19 protein-coding genes and 1 riboswitch are annotated in these 16,683 nt (G+C 72.6%); of the genes, 3 read left to right on the plus strand and 16 right to left on the minus strand.

What is annotated here, in order from left to right; translation table 11 throughout:
- Positions 1 to 8: 8 nt before the first annotated feature.
- The 6 genes from NOCA_RS18640 to NOCA_RS18665 form a co-directional block, all read right to left on the minus strand.
- Positions 9 to 716, minus strand: a complete 708-nt coding sequence (locus NOCA_RS18640) for a DsbA family oxidoreductase (RefSeq protein ID WP_011756824.1) — start codon at positions 714 to 716, stop codon at positions 9 to 11.
- A gap of 56 nt (positions 717 to 772) precedes the next feature.
- Entirely contained in the window at positions 773 to 1,801 is a 1,029-nt protein-coding gene (gene ilvC, locus NOCA_RS18645) for a ketol-acid reductoisomerase (RefSeq protein WP_011756825.1), read from the minus strand.
- Between the two features lie 45 nt (positions 1,802 to 1,846).
- Positions 1,847 to 2,401: an acetolactate synthase small subunit gene (gene ilvN / locus NOCA_RS18650; RefSeq protein ID WP_011756826.1), complete on the minus strand. Its 555-nt coding sequence runs from the start codon at positions 2,399 to 2,401 to the stop codon at positions 1,847 to 1,849.
- Complete coding sequence (locus tag NOCA_RS18655) at positions 2,398 to 4,155, minus strand: acetolactate synthase large subunit (RefSeq protein WP_011756827.1); 1,758 nt, start codon at positions 4,153 to 4,155, stop codon at positions 2,398 to 2,400. Before NOCA_RS18655 ends, ilvN begins: the two co-directional genes overlap by 4 nt.
- Positions 4,156 to 4,379: 224 nt before the next feature.
- Positions 4,380 to 5,054, minus strand: coding sequence for a 4a-hydroxytetrahydrobiopterin dehydratase (locus NOCA_RS18660; protein ID WP_011756828.1), 675 nt, complete (start codon positions 5,052 to 5,054; stop codon positions 4,380 to 4,382).
- Positions 5,051 to 5,467: a VOC family protein gene (locus NOCA_RS18665; protein ID WP_011756829.1), complete on the minus strand. Its 417-nt coding sequence runs from the start codon at positions 5,465 to 5,467 to the stop codon at positions 5,051 to 5,053. The genes NOCA_RS18660 and NOCA_RS18665 overlap by 4 nt, the downstream gene beginning before the upstream one ends.
- A gap of 36 nt (positions 5,468 to 5,503) precedes the next feature.
- On the opposite strand from NOCA_RS18665, the gene NOCA_RS18670 reads away from it, so the two are divergent.
- Positions 5,504 to 5,851, plus strand: a complete 348-nt coding sequence (locus NOCA_RS18670; RefSeq protein ID WP_011756830.1) for a UBP-type zinc finger domain-containing protein — start codon at positions 5,504 to 5,506, stop codon at positions 5,849 to 5,851.
- 105 nt (positions 5,852 to 5,956) lie between these two features.
- Here NOCA_RS18670 and NOCA_RS18675 read toward each other — a convergent pair whose 3' ends face one another.
- A complete protein-coding gene (locus NOCA_RS18675) occupies positions 5,957 to 7,162 on the minus strand; it encodes a kynureninase (protein ID WP_011756831.1) in 1,206 nt (401 codons plus the stop codon).
- The gene (xylB, locus tag NOCA_RS18680; protein WP_011756832.1) at positions 7,159 to 8,556 is read right to left on the minus strand and encodes a xylulokinase; all 1,398 of its coding nucleotides are present in this window, start codon (positions 8,554 to 8,556) and stop codon (positions 7,159 to 7,161) included. The genes NOCA_RS18675 and xylB overlap by 4 nt, the downstream gene beginning before the upstream one ends.
- A 61-nt stretch (positions 8,557 to 8,617) precedes the next feature.
- On the opposite strand from xylB, the gene NOCA_RS18685 reads away from it, so the two are divergent.
- Positions 8,618 to 9,502, plus strand: a complete 885-nt coding sequence (locus NOCA_RS18685) for an aldose 1-epimerase family protein (protein WP_011756833.1) — start codon at positions 8,618 to 8,620, stop codon at positions 9,500 to 9,502.
- On the opposite strand, the gene NOCA_RS18690 is transcribed toward NOCA_RS18685, so the two are convergent.
- The 8 genes from NOCA_RS18690 to thiE form a co-directional block, all read right to left on the minus strand.
- Positions 9,489 to 9,671, minus strand: coding sequence for a hypothetical protein (locus tag NOCA_RS18690; protein WP_041546672.1), 183 nt, complete (start codon positions 9,669 to 9,671; stop codon positions 9,489 to 9,491). The two genes, NOCA_RS18685 and NOCA_RS18690, sit on opposite strands and share 14 nt — an antisense overlap.
- 978 nt (positions 9,672 to 10,649) lie before the next feature.
- Positions 10,650 to 12,335 carry a phosphomethylpyrimidine synthase ThiC gene (thiC, locus tag NOCA_RS18700; protein ID WP_011756834.1) on the minus strand — a complete coding sequence of 562 codons (1,686 nt, stop codon included), beginning with the start codon at positions 12,333 to 12,335 and terminating at the stop codon, positions 10,650 to 10,652.
- Positions 12,335 to 13,147, minus strand: a complete 813-nt coding sequence (gene thiD / locus NOCA_RS18705; RefSeq protein WP_011756835.1) for a bifunctional hydroxymethylpyrimidine kinase/phosphomethylpyrimidine kinase — start codon at positions 13,145 to 13,147, stop codon at positions 12,335 to 12,337. Before thiD ends, thiC begins: the two co-directional genes overlap by 1 nt.
- Entirely contained in the window at positions 13,144 to 13,737 is a 594-nt protein-coding gene (locus tag NOCA_RS18710) for a thiamine phosphate synthase (RefSeq protein WP_011756836.1), read from the minus strand. The genes thiD and NOCA_RS18710 overlap by 4 nt, the downstream gene beginning before the upstream one ends.
- Positions 13,734 to 14,492, minus strand: a complete 759-nt coding sequence (locus NOCA_RS18715) for a thiazole synthase (protein WP_011756837.1) — start codon at positions 14,490 to 14,492, stop codon at positions 13,734 to 13,736. The genes NOCA_RS18710 and NOCA_RS18715 overlap by 4 nt, the downstream gene beginning before the upstream one ends.
- A gap of 5 nt (positions 14,493 to 14,497) precedes the next feature.
- Positions 14,498 to 14,686 (minus strand): sulfur carrier protein ThiS, encoded by a 189-nt coding sequence (gene thiS / locus NOCA_RS18720; RefSeq protein WP_011756838.1) that lies wholly within the window; start codon positions 14,684 to 14,686, stop codon positions 14,498 to 14,500.
- On the minus strand, positions 14,683 to 15,798 hold the full coding sequence (gene thiO / locus NOCA_RS18725; protein WP_011756839.1) for a glycine oxidase ThiO: 1,116 nt from the start codon (positions 15,796 to 15,798) through the stop codon (positions 14,683 to 14,685). The genes thiS and thiO overlap by 4 nt, the downstream gene beginning before the upstream one ends.
- On the minus strand, positions 15,795 to 16,433 hold the full coding sequence (thiE, locus tag NOCA_RS18730; protein ID WP_041547899.1) for a thiamine phosphate synthase: 639 nt from the start codon (positions 16,431 to 16,433) through the stop codon (positions 15,795 to 15,797). The genes thiO and thiE overlap by 4 nt, the downstream gene beginning before the upstream one ends.
- Positions 16,402 to 16,511: riboswitch (TPP riboswitch) on the minus strand. It overlaps the preceding gene by 32 nt.
- Before the next feature lie 15 nt (positions 16,512 to 16,526).
- Between thiE and NOCA_RS28490 the strand changes: the two genes are divergently transcribed.
- A complete protein-coding gene (locus NOCA_RS28490; RefSeq protein WP_274378261.1) occupies positions 16,527 to 16,658 on the plus strand; it encodes a hypothetical protein in 132 nt (43 codons plus the stop codon).
- Positions 16,659 to 16,683: the final 25 nt, after the last annotated feature.

Genomic DNA, 16,683 nt, shown 5'->3' on the forward strand with positions numbered 1-16,683 from the left:
TCGCAGGCTCAGATGGCGCAGCCGTCCGGGCCGCACGCCTCGGCGTCGCCGCCGACGGTCTGGAGCACCGGGTGGGACTCGGTCCAGGCCTGCTCGAGGACCTGGCTGAACACCCCGGCCGGCTGGGCGCCGGAGACGCCGTACTTCTGGTCCACGACGAAGAACGGCACGCCGGTCGCGCCGTACGCCCGGGCCTGGGCGATGTCGGCCTCGACCGCGTCGGCGTACTCGGTCCCGGCGAGCACCTCGCGCACCCGGGCCTCCTCCAGCCCGGCCGCGTCGGCCACCTCGGTGAGCACGTCGTGGTCGCCGACGTTGCGCGCGTCGAGGAAGTACGCCGCGAGCAGCGCCTCCTTCAGCTCCCGCTGGAGCGCCGCGCCCCCGGTCTCGAGGGCGAGGTGCAGGACGCGGTGGGCGTCGACGGTGTTGGTGTGCACGGTCTCGAAGATCCTGAACGCCAGGCCCTCCTCGGCGGCCAGGTCGACCAGCTGCTGCTGCATCTGGCGCATCTCGGCCTCGCTGCGGCCGTACTTGCGGGCGATGACCGGGGTGCTCAGCTCCTGCCCGTGGGCCGGGGCGCTCGGGTCGAGCTCGAAGGACCGGTAGACGACCTCCACCTGATCGGCGTGCTCGAAGCCGGCCAGGGCGGTCTCCAGCCGCCGCTTCCCGACGTAGCACCACGGACAGACGACGTCACTCCAGATCTCGATGCGCATATCTGGTTGAACGCGCAACGAGGCCGGCGCATTCCGCCGGCCTCGTCACGGGTGGTTCAGCGGGTGGCGGTGCCCTCGGTGTAGTCGGAGTCGTGCGACTTCACCCAGGCCATCAGCTTGCGCAGCTCGCGGCCGGTCTGCTCGATCGGGTGCTGCTCACCCTTCTTGCGCAGCTCGTTGAACTCCGGCGAGCCGGCATCCATGTCGTCGATGAAGCGCTTGGCGAAGGAGCCGTTCTTGATGTCGGCGAGGACGCCCTCCATGTTCCTCTTCACCTCCGGGGTGATCACCCGCGGGCCGGAGACGTAGTCGCCGTACTCGGCGGTGTCGGAGACCGACCAGCGCTGCTTGGCGATGCCACCCTCGTACATCAGGTCGACGATCAGCTTGAGCTCGTGGAGGCACTCGAAGTAGGCGACCTCGGGCTGGTAGCCGGCCTCGGTGAGGACCTCGAAGCCGTACATGACCAGCTGCGAGGCGCCGCCGCAGAGCACGGCCTGCTCGCCGAACAGGTCGGTCTCGGTCTCCTCGGTGAAGGTGGTCTTGATGCCGCCGGCGCGCAGCCCGCCGATCGCCTTCGCGTAGGACAGCGCGAGGTCCCAGGTGCCGCCGGACGGGTCCTTCTCGACCGCGACCAGGACCGGGACGCCCCGGCCGTCGACGTACTCGCGGCGCACCAGGTGGCCCGGGCCCTTCGGCGCGACCATGAACACGTTCACGCCCTCGGGCGGGGTGATGTAGCCGAACCGGATGTTGAAGCCGTGCCCGAACACCAGGGTGTCGCCCTCGGTGATGTTCGGCTCGATCTCCTCGGCGTACAGCTTCCGCTGGTGCTGGTCGGGGGCGAGGATGACGATGACGTCGGCCTCCTCCGCGGCCTCGGCCGGGGTGAGCACCCGCAGCCCCTCGGCCTCGGCCTTGGCCCGGCTCTTGGAGTCCGGCTGCAGGCCGACGCGGACGTCGACGCCCGAGTCGCGCAGCGACAGCGCGTGGGCGTGGCCCTGGCTGCCGTAGCCGATGACGGCCACGTTCTTGCCCTGGATCAGGGACAGGTCGGCGTCGTCGTCGTAGAACATCTCAGCCACGGGGGCTTCTCCTTCGTGTTGGGCCTTCGTGTTGGGTGTGGTGCTTCAAACCGCAGCGGGCGGGGCGGGGATGGCGACCGGGCGCAGGCTGCGCTCGGAGATGGAACGGGAGCCGCGCCCGATCGCGACCATGCCGGACTGCACGAGCTCGCGGATGCCGAACGGCTCGAGCACCCGGAGCAGGTCCGAGAGCTTGTCGGCGTTGCCGACCGCCTGGATCGTGATCGCGTCCGGGGCCACGTCGACGACCTTGGCACGGAACAGCTGGACGGCGTCGAGGACCTGGCCGCGGGTCTCCGCGTCGGCCTTGACCTTGACCAGCAGCAGCTCGCGCTTGACCGAGGCGGCGCTGTCGAGCTCGACGATCTTGATCACCTCGACCAGCTTGTTCAGCTGCTTGGTGACCTGCTCGAGCGGGGAATCCTCGACGTTGACCACGATCGTCATCCGGGAGACCTCCGGGTGCTCGGTCGGGCCCACCGCGAGCGAGTCGATGTTGAAGCCGCGACGGCTGAACAGGCCCGCGATCCGGGCGAGGACGCCGGGCTTGTTCTCCACCAGGACGGACAGGGTGTGTCGGGTGTTGGCGGAGGTCGTCACGGCCGGAGCTCCAGATCTGCGTCGTCGTCGAACTTCGGGGCCAGGTTGCGGGCGTACTTGATCTCGTCGTTGCTGGTGCCGGCGGCGACCATCGGCCAGACCATCGCGTCGCGGTGCACCCGGAAGTCCACCACGACGGGGGCGTCGTCGATCTCCATCGCCTTGCGGATCGTGGCGTCCACGTCGTCCGGGCTGTCGCAGGACAGGCCCACGCAGCCGTAGGCGTCGGCCAGCTTGACGAAGTCTGGGACCCGCTTGGAGTGCAGATCGGTGTTGGAGTAGCGCTCGTTGTAGAACAGCGTCTGCCACTGCCGGACCATGCCCAGCGACTCGTTGTTGATGATCGCGACCTTGATCGGGATGTCGTTGATCGCGCAGGTGGCGAGCTCCTGGTTGGTCATCTGGAAGCACCCGTCGCCGTCGATCGACCACACGGTCGCGTCGGGGCGGCCGACCTTGGCGCCCATCGCGGCGGGCACGGAGAAGCCCATGGTGCCCAGTCCGCCGGAGTTGATCCAGGTGTTCGGGTTCTCGTAGCCGACGAAGTGCGCGGCCCACATCTGGTGCTGGCCGACGCCGGCGCAGTAGATGGCCTCCGGGCCGGCGATCGCGCCGAGCCGCTCGAGGACGTACTGCGGGGCCAGGCCGCCGTCGGTGGGGGCGTCGTACCCGAGCGGGTACTTCTTCTTCACCCCGGCCAGGAAGTCCACCCAGGCCTCGTAGTCGCCGGTGTGACCGGCGTCGGCCTCGGCCTTGAGGGCGACGACCAGGTCGCTGATCACCTCCCGACAGTCGCCGACGATCGGGACGTCGACCGCGCGGTTCTTGCCGATCTCGGCCGGGTCGATGTCGGCGTGGATGACCCGGGCGCCGGGGGCGAACGAGTCGAGCTTGCCGGTCACCCGGTCGTCGAAGCGGGCGCCCAGGCTGATGATCAGGTCGCTGCGCTGCAGGCCCGCCACGGCGGCGACCGTGCCGTGCATGCCGGGCATGCCGAGGTGCTGCGGGTGGCTGTCGGGGAACGCCCCCCGGGCCATCAGGGTCGTCACCACCGGGATGCCGGTGAGCTCCGCGAGCACACGCAGCTCCTTCGAGGCGCCGGCCCGGATCGTGCCGCCGCCGACGTAGAGCACCGGTCGGCGCGACTCCAGCATCAGCTTGGCGGCCTCGCGGATCTGCTTGGAGTGCGGCCTGGTCACGGGTCGGTAGCCGGGAAGCGCGAGCTCGGTGGGCCACGCGAAGTCGGTCGCCGCCTGCAGCGCCGACTTGGCGACGTCGACGAGCACCGGGCCCGGGCGGCCGGTCGAGGCGATGTGGAAGGCCTCGGCGATCGTGCGCGGGATCTCGGCGGGGTCGGTGACCAGGAAGTTGTGCTTGGTGATCGGCATCGTGATGCCGCGGATGTCGGCCTCCTGGAAGGCGTCGGTGCCGATCTGGGCGGCGCCGACCTGGCCGGTGACCGCCACGATCGGCACCGAGTCCATGTGCGCGTCGGCGAGCGGCGTGACCAGGTTGGTCGCACCCGGACCGGAGGTGGCCATGCAGACCCCGACCCGGCCGGTGGCGGCGGCGTACCCCTGGGCGGCGTGGCCGGCGCCCTGCTCGTGGCGGACCAGGATGTGCCGGATCGAGGAGTCCATCAGCGGGTCGTACGCCGGGAGGATGGCGCCGCCCGGGATTCCGAAGATGTGCTCGGTGCCCACTGCCTCCAGCGACCTGACCAGGCTCTGGGCCCCTGTCATCTGCTCGCTCATCGTTGTCTGTCCTGTCTCGCTACCTGGTGCCGTGCCCTGCCCAACAAAAAACCCCTCGGCCCGGGTGGGCGGCGAGGGGTGACGTGTGCGCTGCGGTCGTGTCGACTCAGCTCACACGTCGCGTGCGTACAAGAATGCCGTTGCGCATGGGGCCCACGCTAGCGGCACCGGCCTCCCGCCCGCATCCGAGTGTGACAGGCGTCCCAGCATCCGGGACGCCGGTCTCACTCTCCGGCGGTCTCCCGCCCATCAGCGGTGCAGACGCAGACCTTGTTGCCGTGGGCGTCGGCGAGCACCCAGAACGCCGGGACCGCGTCCTCGCTGACCAGGCGGCCGCCGGCCGCGACCGCCGCGGCCACCCGCTCCTCGGCCACCTCGCGCGGGACGACGATGTCGAGGTGGAAGCGCTGCTGGACCTCACCGGTCGCGTCGGGGGCCTCCTGGAACCACAGCGTGTTGTTGCGGCCGCCGGGGTCCATGACCTCCGGCCAGTCCTGGTTGTCCTGGTAGCCGAGCACGGCCCGCCAGAACGGCTTGACCGCCCCGGCGTCCGGGACGTCGAGGGCCAGCTCGAGGGTGGAGACGTCCCGGGGCGCCGACTCGACACCGAGCTCGGCCGCGATCTCGGAGATGCGCCGGGCCAGGTCGACGTCGCGGCTGGTGACGCCGTGCACGTCGTGGCTCTGGAGGTCGACGTCGACCTGGGGGTAGGTCAGCACCACGTCGGGGTGGTGGTTGGCCGCCTCGGCCGCCTCGGTGATCCGGGTGACCAGCTCGAGCCCTTTCGTGAAGCTGCCGGTCTCGAACCGGGCGTGCAGCTTCATGAGGAAGAACCGCCAGTCGTCCAGCCCCTCGGCCTGGACCTGGGGGAACCTGAGCACCTGCTTGGGGTCTGTCACGGGAGCACCACCTGTCCGATCGGTCCGGGGTTGAAGGCGATCTCCCAGCGGTATCCGTCGGGGTCGCCGAAGTAACCGGTGTAGCCGCCCCAGTCGCGCTCGACCGCCTCGTGCACCGGGTCGGCGCCCGCCGCCCGCGCGGTCGCCAGCACCGCGTCGACCTCGTCGTGCGTCGGGACGTTGTGGGAGAGCGTCAGCGGGGCGACACCCGGCCCGCGGGCGATCTTGCCGACCTCCTGCTCGAACGCGGTGTCGGCCCAGAGCGAGAACACGAGGCGGTCCCCCGCCTGGATCATCAGCACCTCACCGGGCACGAGGAGCGCCGCCTCCCACCCCAGGCCGTCGAGGTAGAACCTGCGGCTCGCGTCGAGGTCGCGCACGGCCAGGGTCACGAAGCTGATCCGCTGGTCCACCTCGTCACCATGGCACAGCCTGTCTAGTCTCGGAACATGTCCGAGCGCGCGGGGATCGATCCGTCGGTGCCACCCAGTGGGACCGGGTGCATGGAGTGCGAGGCCACGGGCGGGTGGTGGGTGCATCTGCGCCGGTGCGCGCAGTGCGGCCACGTCGGGTGCTGCGACTCCTCTCCCGCCCAGCACGCCACCGCCCACTTCCGCGAGACCGGGCATCCGGTGATCCGCAGCTTCGAGCCGGGCGAGGAGTGGTTCTGGGACTACACCACGGAGGAGGGCTTCGCCGGCCCCGAGCTCGCCCCGCCCCTGTCCCATCCCACCGACCAGACCGTCCCCGGCCCGGCCGACCGGGTGCCTGCCGACTGGGAGGACCGCATCCGCTAGACGGCCGGCTCGCGGCGGCGGTTTCCCCGGTGAACCGGGGAAACCGGAACTGTTGGGCCGAAACTTCGGCCGAGAGGTTCCGGCTTTGCCTGAGAAGTCCTGGGCTCAGGCCTCGAGGACCTCGCGCACCGCCTCGAGGCCGGCCCGCACCTCGGCGAACGACGTGGACAGCGGCGACAGCCCGATCCGCAGCCCGTGCGGGTCGCGGTAGTCGGGGATCACGTCGCGCTCCCACAGCGCGGCGGTGACCTCGCGCATCCGCGGGTGGTTGAGCGTCACGTGGCTGCCGCGCTGCGCGGGGTCGCGCGGCGAGCCCAGCACCACGCCGAGCGGGGCGAGCAGCTCGTCGGCGACGTCGACGGCGTACGACGTGAGCGCCACCGACTTGGCGCGCACCGCGTCCATGCCGACCTCCGCGATCAGGCCGAGCATGTCCTGGAGGGCCAGCATCCCGACGATCGGCGGGGTGCCGGAGAGGAACCGGCGCACCCCGGCGGCCGGGGCGTACGACGGCCCCATGAGGAACGGGTCCGCGGCGCCCATCCAGCCCTGGATCGGCTGGGTCAGCTCGCCGAGGTGCCGCTGCGCGACGTAGGCGAACGCCGGGGAGCCGGGGCCGCCGTTGAGGTACTTGTAGGTGCAGCCGACCGCCAGGTCCACGCCGGCGGCGTCCAGCGCCAACGGCACCGACGCCACCGAGTGGCACAGGTCCCACAGCACCAGTGCCCCCGCGTCCTGGGCGATCCGGGTCAGCGCCGGCAGGTCGGCGAGCCAGGCCGAGCGGTACGCGACGTGCGAGAGCACGACCAGCGCGGTCTGCGGTCCGACGGCCTCGGCGAGCAGGTCGACGGTGACGCCCGCGGCCGGGTCCACGTCGATCCACCGCAGCGTCAGCCCGCACTCCTGCGCGACCCCCGCGGCGACGTACCGGTCGGTCGGGAAGTTGTCGCGGTCGATGACGATCTCGGTGCGCCCCGGCCGGTCGGCGACGGCCGCGCGCATCAGCTTGTAGAGCAGCACCGTCGTCGAGTCGCCGACGACGGTCTGGCCCGGGGCCGCGCCGAGGACCACCCGGCCGAGGTCGTCCCCGATCATCTGCGGCAGCTCGAACCACCGCTCGTCCCACCCGCGGATCAGTCGGCCACCCCACTCCTGCTCCACGAACGCCGCGAGCCGCGGGCCGGTCGCCGCCAGCGGCCGGCCCAGCGAGTTGCCGTCGAAGTAGACGAGCGGCTCGGCGGCGCCGACGAAGCGGGCGCGGTACGACGCGAGCGGGTCCGCGGCGTCGAGCCGCTCGGGGGGCTCGGTCACGGCCGGGTCGCTGTCAGGTCGCGGACCTCGGCATACCGGGCCCGCACCTGTGGGGTCGGCTCGACCTCGGTGGCGACCACGTCAGCGAGCGGCCACGCGGGTGGCTCGGCGGCCCCCGAGAGCACCCAGGCGGCTTGGCGGGCGGCACCGCGGGCGACGTACTCCCCCGGCTGCGGGACGGTCACCGGGAGCCCGAGCACGGCCGAGGCGATCTCGCGCACGGCGCGCGAGCGGGCGGCCCCGCCGACCAGGATGATCCGTTCGACCGGGGTGCCGAGCGCCCGGACGGCGTCCACCGCGTCGGCCAGGCCGCAGAGCATGCCCTCGACCGCGGCGCGGGCAAGATGCGCCGGGTCGGTGGTCTCCAGCCGCATGCCGTGCAGGGCCCCGGTGGCGTCGGGGCGGTTCGGGGTGCGCTCGCCCTCGAGGTAGGGCACCAGCACCATGCCGCCGGCACCGGCCGGTGCGGAGAGCGCGAGCTCGGAGAACTCGCTGTGGTCCACGCGGAGGATCCGCTCGGCGGCCGCGAGCACCCGCGCGGCGTTCATGGTCGCGACCAGCGGCAGGAACCGGCCGGTGGCGTCGGCGAACCCGGCGACGGCGCCGGAGACGTCGCCGACGGGCTGCTCCGCGACCGCGCAGGCCACCCCGGAGGTGCCGATCGAGACGATGACGTCGCCCGCGACGGCTCCCAGGCCGAGCGCGCTCGCCGCGTTGTCGCCGGTGCCGGGGCCGAGCAGCTGGCCGGCCGGCGTCCGGCCGGCGACCTCGGCCGGGCCGAGCACCCGCGGGAGGACCACGTCGCGGCCCAGGCCGAGCTCGAGGAGATCGCGGCGGTACTGCCCCGTCGACGGCGACCAGTAGCCGGTGCCGCTGGCATCGCCACGGTCCGTCACCAGCGCGTCCAGCGAGGGCGCGCCGGCCAGCTTCCAGGTCAGCCAGTCGTGCGGCAGGCAGACGGCCGCCGTGCGGGCGGCGTTGTCCGGCTCGTGGCGGGCCAGCCAGCGCAGCTTGGTGACGGTGAACGACGCGACCGGCACCAGGCCGACGGCGTCGACCCAGGCGCCGGGTCCGCCGAGCTCCTCGATCAGGTCCAGCGCCGCCTGCGCGGAGCGGGTGTCGTTCCAGAGCAGTGCCGGGCGCACCACCGCGCCCTGCTCGTCGAGGCAGACCATGCCGTGCTGCTGCCCGCCGACGGCGATCGCCTCGACCTCGTCGAGCCCGCCGGCGGCCGCACTCGCCCGCTCGAAGGCGACCCACCAGGCGTCCGGGTGCACCTCGGTGCCGTCGGGGTGGGGGGCCGCGCCGCTGCGGACGAGCTCCCCGCTCTCCGCGTCGCAGACGACGACCTTGCAGGACTGGGTGGAGGTGTCGACCCCCGCGACGAGTGGCACGACGCCGAGGTTAGTCCGAGGCTCGGTGCTCTGAGTGGGAACGTGCCCATAGGGTTGGCACGTGCGTGATCCGGCCGGCCAGAACCTGGTCCTCTCCCATGGTCCGTACCGGGCCGAGGTCGTCACCGTCGGCGCCGGTCTCCGGTCGCTCTCGTACGACGGGCGTCCGCTGGTGGCCGGCTATCCCGCCGGCGAGATGTGCCCAGACTACCGCGGCTGGGTGCTGATGCCCTGGCCGAACCGGGTCGGCGACGGCGCGTACGAGTTCGCCGGCCGGCGCCTACAGCTGCCGCTGACCGAGCCCGAGCGCGGCAACGCCCTGCACGGCTTCGCGGGCTGGGCGGAGTGGACGCTCGCCAACCACGACGACAACCACGCCGCGCTGCGGCTCGCCCTGGTCCCGCGGACCGGGTACCCCTTCCCGCTCGACCTGGCGGTCGACTACGACCTCACCGACGCCGGGCTGCGGGTCACCCTCGCGGCCACCAACGCCGGCGGCACGGTCGCGCCGTACGGCACCGGGCACCACCCGTACTTCACCTTCGACCGGCCGGTCGACGAGCTCACCCTGCGGATCCCGGCGACCACGTGGTGCCCGATGGACGAGCGCGGCCTCGCCGGCCCGGCGCGGCCGGTGGCCGGCACGGCCTACGACTTCCGCGACGGCCGGCTCGTCGGCGACGCCGTGATCGACCACCCGTTCGGCGGTCTGACCGACCGGGTCGTCACGATCGCCGACCCGGACGGACACGCCGTGACGCTCACCCTCGACGACGGCTTCGACTGGGTGCACGTGTTCACCTCCGACACCCACGACCCGCCGCGCCGCTCGCTGGCCGTCGAGCCGACCACCTGCCCGCCGGACGCGTTCCGCACCGGCGTCGACCTGGTCGTGCTCGAGCCCGGCGAGACCCATCGGGCCTCGTTCACCATCACTGGAAGCTGACGAACCGCACCCGGGGCCGCAGCGCGAAGACCTCGCGCGGACCCATCCGGTGGACGTCCTCGTCGTAGAAGAGCTTGAAGCCCATGGTGAACCGCCGCGGCCGGGCGACGTGGTGGTACGTCGCGCGCTTCTGGCGCCGGGTCCCGAAGCCGTCGACATGCTGGACCATCGCGAAGCCGGGCCAGCCAGGCCGAGGTGCGGTTGACCTCGGCGGCCCGGACCCGACCGACGGTGCGGGCCGGCACCTGGTGCGGGCCCATCCGCCACTCGGGGTCCAGTGCCAGGCCGACCCACGGGTCGCGCAGCGCCCACGCCCAGCGCTTCGCCACCTCGAGGAACCCGGAGCGCCCGGGCTGCAGGTCGAGCAGGAGCAGCGCCTGGTTGCGGTGCGCGGCGCGCAGGTAGGTCTCGACGACCGAGCGCGGGATGTCATGGCTGTGGTCGCCGTCGGGCCCGGGGTGGCCGTCGGCGACGGTCACGATCAGCTCGTAGACGTGGCGTACCGGTCGTTCGGGGCCGGCGAACGGCCGGGCGACCCGACGCAGCCGCCGGTGCATCGTGTCCGGGTCGCTCTCGCCCAGCACACCCATCGACGCGGTCTGGCCGGTGCCGTAGTAGGCGACCAGGACGTGGTTGCCGCCGAAGATGCGCGTGCCGCCGTCGGGGAGGGCCGTGGGCGGGTCCGGGTCCGGCTCCGGGTCCTGACCTTCGGGGTCGTCGCCCTGCGTCGGTGCGGGGGTCTCGACATCGGTCGGCGCCGGGGCGCCGTCCTGCTCGACCAACGGATCGGAAGGCTCGACCACCGCCGGGGTTGGGGCGTCGGACGACCGGGCGCCCTCCTGGCCGACGCCCCAGGCGATGACGAGGAGACCGACGATCAGCAGCAGCACCAGGAAGAGGATTCGGTCCCCGCTGGTCGGGCTGCTGCGGTCCGCGCCCGACTGGACTTCGGGGGGCGCAGAAGACCGAGCGGCAGCCGTTGCGCACCGGCAAGCTGAACGGGTGCAGGACGCAATCGGGTAGCCGCGATCGCCGCCGTTGCGTTCGCGGGCCATCCGGACAGCCCCTCCCGCGTCCCGGGTTCGGAGACCACGAGGAATGGCTGCCGAGGTCTGGCCGGCGATGAGGGGTATCGGCCGCTGTCAGGTCACGGTGCCGCGGTGTAGGTATCACCCTCGACGTAGACCGAGGAGCCCAGCTCCAGGAACTGCGCCGACTTCTCGGCCATGCCTGAGGTGACGTAGTCGCGTACGTCCTGGCTGATGCGCATCGAGCAGAACTTCGGGCCGCACATGGAGCAGAAGTGCGCCGTCTTGCTGGCCTCGGCCGGGAGCGTCTCGTCGTGGAAGGACTCGGCGGTGTGCGGGTCGAGGGAGAGGGCGAACTGGTCGTGCCAGCGGAACTCGAAGCGGGCCTTGGACAAGGCGTCGTCCCAGTCGCGGGCTCCGGGGTGGCCCTTGGCGACGTCGGCGGCGTGCGCGGAGAGCTTGTAGGTGATCACGCCGGTCTTGACGTCGTCGCGGTTCGGCAGTCCGAGGTGCTCCTTGGGGGTGACGTAGCAGAGCATGGCGGTGCCGTGCATGGCGATGGCCGCCGCGCCGATCGCGGAGGTGATGTGGTCGTAGCCGGGTGCGATGTCGGTGGCCAGCGGGCCGAGGGTGTAGAACGGGGCGCCGTGGCACCAGTCCTGCTGCAGGACGACGTTCTCCTCGACCAGGTTGAGCGGCACGTGCCCAGGTCCTTCCACCATCACCTGGACGTCGTGCTCCCAGGCACGCTGGGTGAGCTCGGCCAGGGTACGCAGCTCGGAGAGCTGCGCCTCGTCGTTCGCATCGGCTGTGCAACCGGGGCGCAGGCCGTCGCCGAGCGAGAAGGACACGTCGTAGCGTGCGAAGATCTCGCACAGCTCGTCGAAGTGCGTGTAGAGGAAGTTCTCCTGGTGGTGCGCCAGGCACCAGCCGGCCATGATCGACCCGCCGCGGGAGACGATCCCGGTGATGCGCTGCGCGGTCAGTGGCACGTAGCGCAGCAGCACCCCGGCATGGATGGTCATGTAGTCCACGCCCTGTTCGCACTGCTCGATGACGGTGTCTCGGAAGATCTCCCAGGTCAGCCGGCTGGCGTCGCCGTCGACCTTCTCCAGGGCCTGGTAGATCGGGACGGTCCCGATCGGGACCGGTGAGTTGCGGATGATCCATTCCCGGGTGGTGTGGATGTCGTCGCCGGTGGACAGGTCCATGACGGTGTCGGCACCCCAGGTGACCGCCCAGGTGAGCTTGTCGACCTCCTCGGCGATCGAGCTGGTGACCGCGGAATTGCCGATGTTGGCGTTCACCTTGACCAGGAACCGGCGCCCGATGATCATCGGCTCGGCCTCGGGGTGGTTGAGGTTGGCGGGGATGATCGCGCGCCCGGCGGCGACCTCGGAGCGGACCAGGTCGACGTTGCAGCCCTCGCGGATCGCGACGTACTCCATCTCCGGGGTCACCACGCCCTGCCGGGCGTAGTGCATCTGGGTGACGGTGCTGGTACCGCGCCGCGGCCGGCTTCTGGTCCCTCGCCACTGGTCGCGTGCCTCGCCCCGTCGGATGGCGGCCCTGCCGTTGTCGAGCAGCTGGGTCTCCCGGCCGGCGTACTCCTCGGTGTCGCCGCGCTGGGCGATCCAGTCAGCGCGCAGGGGCGGCAGCCCGACCTCGGGGTCGCTGCCGGGTCCCGCAGTGGCGTACCGGTCGAACGTCTCGCCGTTGGTGAGCGCGACCCGGGTGAAGGGCACGCGGATGTCGGCGCGCGATCCGGTGCGGTGGACGGTGCTGTGGCTCGGGTGGATCTGCATCACGCCTCCTGTGGGGATGGGTTCGTCGTGGGATGGGCAAAGGTGTGGGCGACGGGGCCGCGACCGCGGCCCAGGCGCCAGCCGGCGCTGCGGCGCAGTGCGGCCGCGACGAAGGCTTGGGCTGACCGGGTCGCGGCGGGGAGCGCCTCTCCCCGGGCGAGGTGGACGGCGAGGGCGGCGGAGAACGTGCAGCCGGTGCCGTGGTCGTTGGTGGTCGGTACGCCGGGGTGCTCGAGCACGTGCGCGCGGCCCCGGTCATCGACGACGAAGTCGCGGCACCAGTCGGACTCGGGGTCGCCGCCGGTGAGCACGACCGCGGGGCCGAGCGCCTGGAGGGCCCGCGCCACGTGCTCGAGCGGCTCCTCCGAGCCGGCACCGGCGAGCCGGCGTGCCTCGGCGAGGTTGGGGGTGACGACGGTGCAGCGCGGGAGGATGTGGTCGCGGTAGGCGGCGACGAGGGCGTCGTCGGCGAGCACCGAACCGCTCGTGGTGCGCAGGACGGGGTCGACCACGAGCGGCAGGCCCGGCGGCAGGTCCGCGACTACCCCGGCGATCTCGGCGGAGCCGAGCATGCCAGCCTTGGCGACCGCGACCGGCAGGTCGTCGAGGACCGCGTCGACCTGGGCCCGCACGTGGTCGGCGGAGAGGTGGACCACGGCGTGCACGCCGGTGGTGTCCTGCGCGGTGACGGCGGTGACGGCGCACGTCCCGTGCGCGCCCAGTGCCGCGAACGTCGCCAGGTCGGCGGCGACTCCGGCGGCACCGCCGGAGTCGGTGCCCGCCACGGTGAGGGCGACCAGGGGGCTTCTCATCGGGCCTCCCCCAGCACGCGCTCGACGACGTCGGCCGGGTCGGGGGCGCGCATGACGGCACCCATGACGGCGACCCCGTGGGCGCCGGCTGCCCGCATCGCGGCGGCGTTCTGGACCTTGACCCCGCCGAGGGCGAAGACCGGCACCTCGCCGGCGAGCGCAACCGCGCGGCGTACGCCGTCCTCCCCGAGGATGGGGCCGTAGCCCGGCTTGGAGGCGGAGGCCGCGACTGGCGAGATCGTCAGGTACGACGCGCCGCCGGCGACCGCGCGGCGTATCTCGTGGTCGTCGTGGCACGAGCGGCCGTGGAAGGGCGCGGCACCGGCGTCGTGCGGGCTCTGGGCGGCGGCGAGGTGCACCGCCGCGGCGCCGGGGAGCCAGGTGCGCGCGAGGATCACGGTGACGCCGGTGGCGCCGAGCGCGCGGGCGAGCGCTTGCCGCTCCTGCCCGGGCAGGTCGAGCTCCCGGAGCAGAACGGCCTCGAGACCGGCCGCGACGCAGTCGGCGAGCGCGCCGACGAGGTCGCGCCCGGCAGGGAGCTGGTGACGGTCGGTGAGGACCAGCAGCCGCGGCAGGTCGACCCCCGTCACGTCCCCACCCGTCCGGCCATCGGGCTCGACGCGCGAGCGGTGGTGAGCCGGGGGATGCGACCGGCCCCGCGTGCCAACTCACCGGCCTCGACCGCGGCCCGCAACGCCGCCGCCATCTGGGCCGGGCGGTCCGCGCGCGTGATCGCCGTCGCCACCAGCACGGCATCGCACCCCAGCTCCATCGCCAACGCAGCGTCGCTCGCGGTGCCGATCCCGGCGTCCAGCACCACGGGAACCGTGACGGCGGCGCACACGGCCTCGACGGCGCGCGGGTCGTCGATGCCGCGACCGGTGCCGATGGGCGAGCCGAGCGGCATGACGGCCGCGCACCCGACGTCGGCCAAGCGTCGCGCGAGGACCGGGTCGGCGGTCGTATAGGGCAACACCGTGAATCCCTGCTGCACCAGCGTCTCGGCCGCGTCGAGCAGCTCGACGGCGTCGGGCATCAGGCTGGTCTCGTCGCCGATGACCTCGAGCTTGACCCAGTCGGTCTGGAGGGCCTCGCGCGCCAGCTGCGCGGTCAGGATCGCCTCGCGAGCGCTGTGGCATCCGGCCGTGTTGGGCAGGATCCGCACGCCCTTCACGCGGAGGGTGTCCAGCAGCCCGCCGCTGCTGGTGTCGGAGGTGCGACGGATCGACACCGTGACCAGGCCCGGGGCGGCGGCGTCGACGACCTCGGAGACCGCGCTGATGTTCGTCAGCCCGCCGGTGCCGATCCACAGCCGGCTCGGGAGGTCGATGCCCGCGATCCGCATCCGGCTCACCCGCCCTGGTGCGCGGTGACGACCTCGACCGCATCCTTCTCCGACAACCGGGTCGACTCCCACGATGCTGCGGGCACGATGGCCCCGTTGAGCGCTGCCGCGCATCCGCGGGCCGACGGAAGCAGGTCCTGCAGGGTCGCGCCCTCCTCCACGACGTGCGGCTGGCCGTTGAGCTTGATCCTCATGAGATGGGGTCCTTCCAGTGGTCGGTGGGGGAATCGGTCCGGTGCGGGCCGAAGCGGCTCGGCGCGAACGGACGCGCGACAGCGGGGACGTCGCCGTTCTCGACGTGAGCCCGGATCACCTGGGCGGTCAGCGGCGCGAGCAGCACGCCGCCGCGGTAGTGCCCGACGGCCAGCACCTGCCGGACCGCTCCTGGCCCGTCGGTGACCCCGAGCAGTGGTCCGTTGTCGGGGGTGCCGGGGCGATGCCGGGCGGTGATCTCGACGACGTCGGAGCTCTCCAGCCCGGGCACCAGGGTGCGCGCGGCGTGCAGCAGTCGCACCACCGCGCCGAGCGTCGCCACCGGTTCCGAGGCATGCTCCTCCTCAGTGGCACCCACGACGACCTCGCCGCCCGCCCGCGGCACGACGTACACCGCCTCGCCGTGCACCCGCGCGCGCAGCACCCGGGACGGCCGGTCGATCACCCGCAGCCGGATCGTCTCCCCGCGGACCGGCCGGACCTGCGGCACCAGGCTCCGGGCCTCGGCACCGGTCGCGATGACCACCGCGTCGCACGGGAACTCGATCCCGTCCGCGAAGCGGACTCCACCGTCGATCGCCGACGCCCGGGCCCGGACCACCCGTTCACCCAGCAGGCGTAGCAGGGCCTCAGCGACCAGCCGCGGGTTGACGTTGTGGTCCTCGGGGACGAGCACCGCGCCTGCGACCCGAGACAAGGTGGGCTCGTCCGACCGTGCCTCGCGCCGGTCGAGCTCCCGGAAGGCGATCCCCTCGGTCGAGAGCACCTCGAGCGTGCGCCGCACCTGCTGAAGGTCGTCATGGTCCTGGCCGATCAGCAACGTGCCCTCGGTGCGCAGGTCGACGTCCACGCCGGAGACGGCCCGCAGTCGAGCCGCGTACGCCGGCCACAGTCGCGCAGAGGCCACGCCGAGCCGCAGCAGGTCCGTCTCGCCGTGCCAGGCCTCACCGGCCGGTGCGAGCATCCCGGCCGCCGCCCGGGTCGCGCCACCAGCCGGGTCGGGGTCGAACACCCGCACGTCGTGCTTCGCGCGGACCAGTTCCTCCGCGCAGGCCAGACCGACGATGCCGGCCCCGATCACCGCCACCCTCATGCGAGCGCGACGGCGCCGACGAGTTCCCTCGCGGCCAGTCCGGGCTGAGGTGATCGGCAGATGGCCGAGGCCACCGCGATCCCGTAGGCCCCGGCCGCCATCACCTCGGGCGCGCGCTCGGCGTTGATGCCAGAGATCGCGATCGCCGGCAGGACTCGCGCCGCATCACGCAGCGCGTCCAACCCGATCGGGTCCGGGAGACCACTCTTCGTGGTCGTGGCGTAGACCGGTCCAACGCCTATGTAGTCGGCGCCCTGGGCCCTCGCCTCACGGGCCTGGTCGGCGTTCCGGCAGGTGCCGCCGACGAGGAAGCCTTGCGGTGCCAGGCGTCTGGCCTCGGCGACCGCGAGGTCATCACGGCCGAGATGGACGCCTTGCGCTCCCGCAATGAGCGCGATGTCGACGCGGTCGTTCACGATCACCGCCGCCGAGGTCCCCGCAAGGCGGTCCACGAGGGCGCGGGTGAACGCAACCACCTCTCGGTCGGACACCGACTTCGCACGCACCTGGACGGCGTCGACGCCCTCACGGACGACGGCCTCCAGCAGGGTGATCGCCCTGTCGCCGTACGACGAGAAGTCGGTGATGCAATGAATGCGGGGTAACACGTCGCTCCTCACTTCCTTCGCCGGCATTACCCGGATCAGGTTCGACGGTCGGAGCGGCTCCAGCCCCATCTCAGCCCGATGCCTCGGGCTCCCGTGTGGAATGCCACGACCGTAGCAGCCGTGCAAGCTCTCTCGGAAGGGACCCGCAAGCAGGGCGATGCCGAGGACCACGCCATCTTCGTCGGCGGCGGCGCCACCCGCGACGGGGTGATCGACGCCTGCCTGGCGGCGCTCCGGCCGGCGGCCGGCTGATGGTGCCCGGTGTGACGCTCGAGAC

The organism is Nocardioides sp. JS614 (assembly GCF_000015265.1).
Lineage (GTDB): Bacteria > Actinomycetota > Actinomycetes > Propionibacteriales > Nocardioidaceae > Nocardioides.

What these genes read in the sequence shown, in the direction of transcription:
- thiD (WP_011756835.1), bottom strand. Translation starts at nt 13,147, where the DNA reads ATGAGAAGCCCCCTGGTCGCCCTCACCGTGGCGGGCACCGACTCCGGC.
- NOCA_RS18670 (WP_011756830.1), top strand. Translation starts at nt 5,504, where the DNA reads ATGTCCGAGCGCGCGGGGATCGATCCGTCGGTGCCACCCAGTGGGACC.
- thiE (WP_041547899.1), bottom strand. Translation starts at nt 16,433, where the DNA reads ATGCCGGCGAAGGAAGTGAGGAGCGACGTGTTACCCCGCATTCATTGC.
- thiS (WP_011756838.1), bottom strand. Translation starts at nt 14,686, where the DNA reads ATGAGGATCAAGCTCAACGGCCAGCCGCACGTCGTGGAGGAGGGCGCG.
- NOCA_RS18690 (WP_041546672.1), bottom strand. Translation starts at nt 9,671, where the DNA reads ATGGTCCAGCATGTCGACGGCTTCGGGACCCGGCGCCAGAAGCGCGCG.
- thiC (WP_011756834.1), bottom strand. Translation starts at nt 12,335, where the DNA reads ATGCAGATCCACCCGAGCCACAGCACCGTCCACCGCACCGGATCGCGC.
- NOCA_RS18655 (WP_011756827.1), bottom strand. Translation starts at nt 4,155, where the DNA reads ATGAGCGAGCAGATGACAGGGGCCCAGAGCCTGGTCAGGTCGCTGGAG.
- NOCA_RS18640 (WP_011756824.1), bottom strand. Translation starts at nt 716, where the DNA reads ATGCGCATCGAGATCTGGAGTGACGTCGTCTGTCCGTGGTGCTACGTC.
- thiO (WP_011756839.1), bottom strand. Translation starts at nt 15,798, where the DNA reads ATGAGGGTGGCGGTGATCGGGGCCGGCATCGTCGGTCTGGCCTGCGCG.
- NOCA_RS18715 (WP_011756837.1), bottom strand. Translation starts at nt 14,492, where the DNA reads ATGCGGATCGCGGGCATCGACCTCCCGAGCCGGCTGTGGATCGGCACC.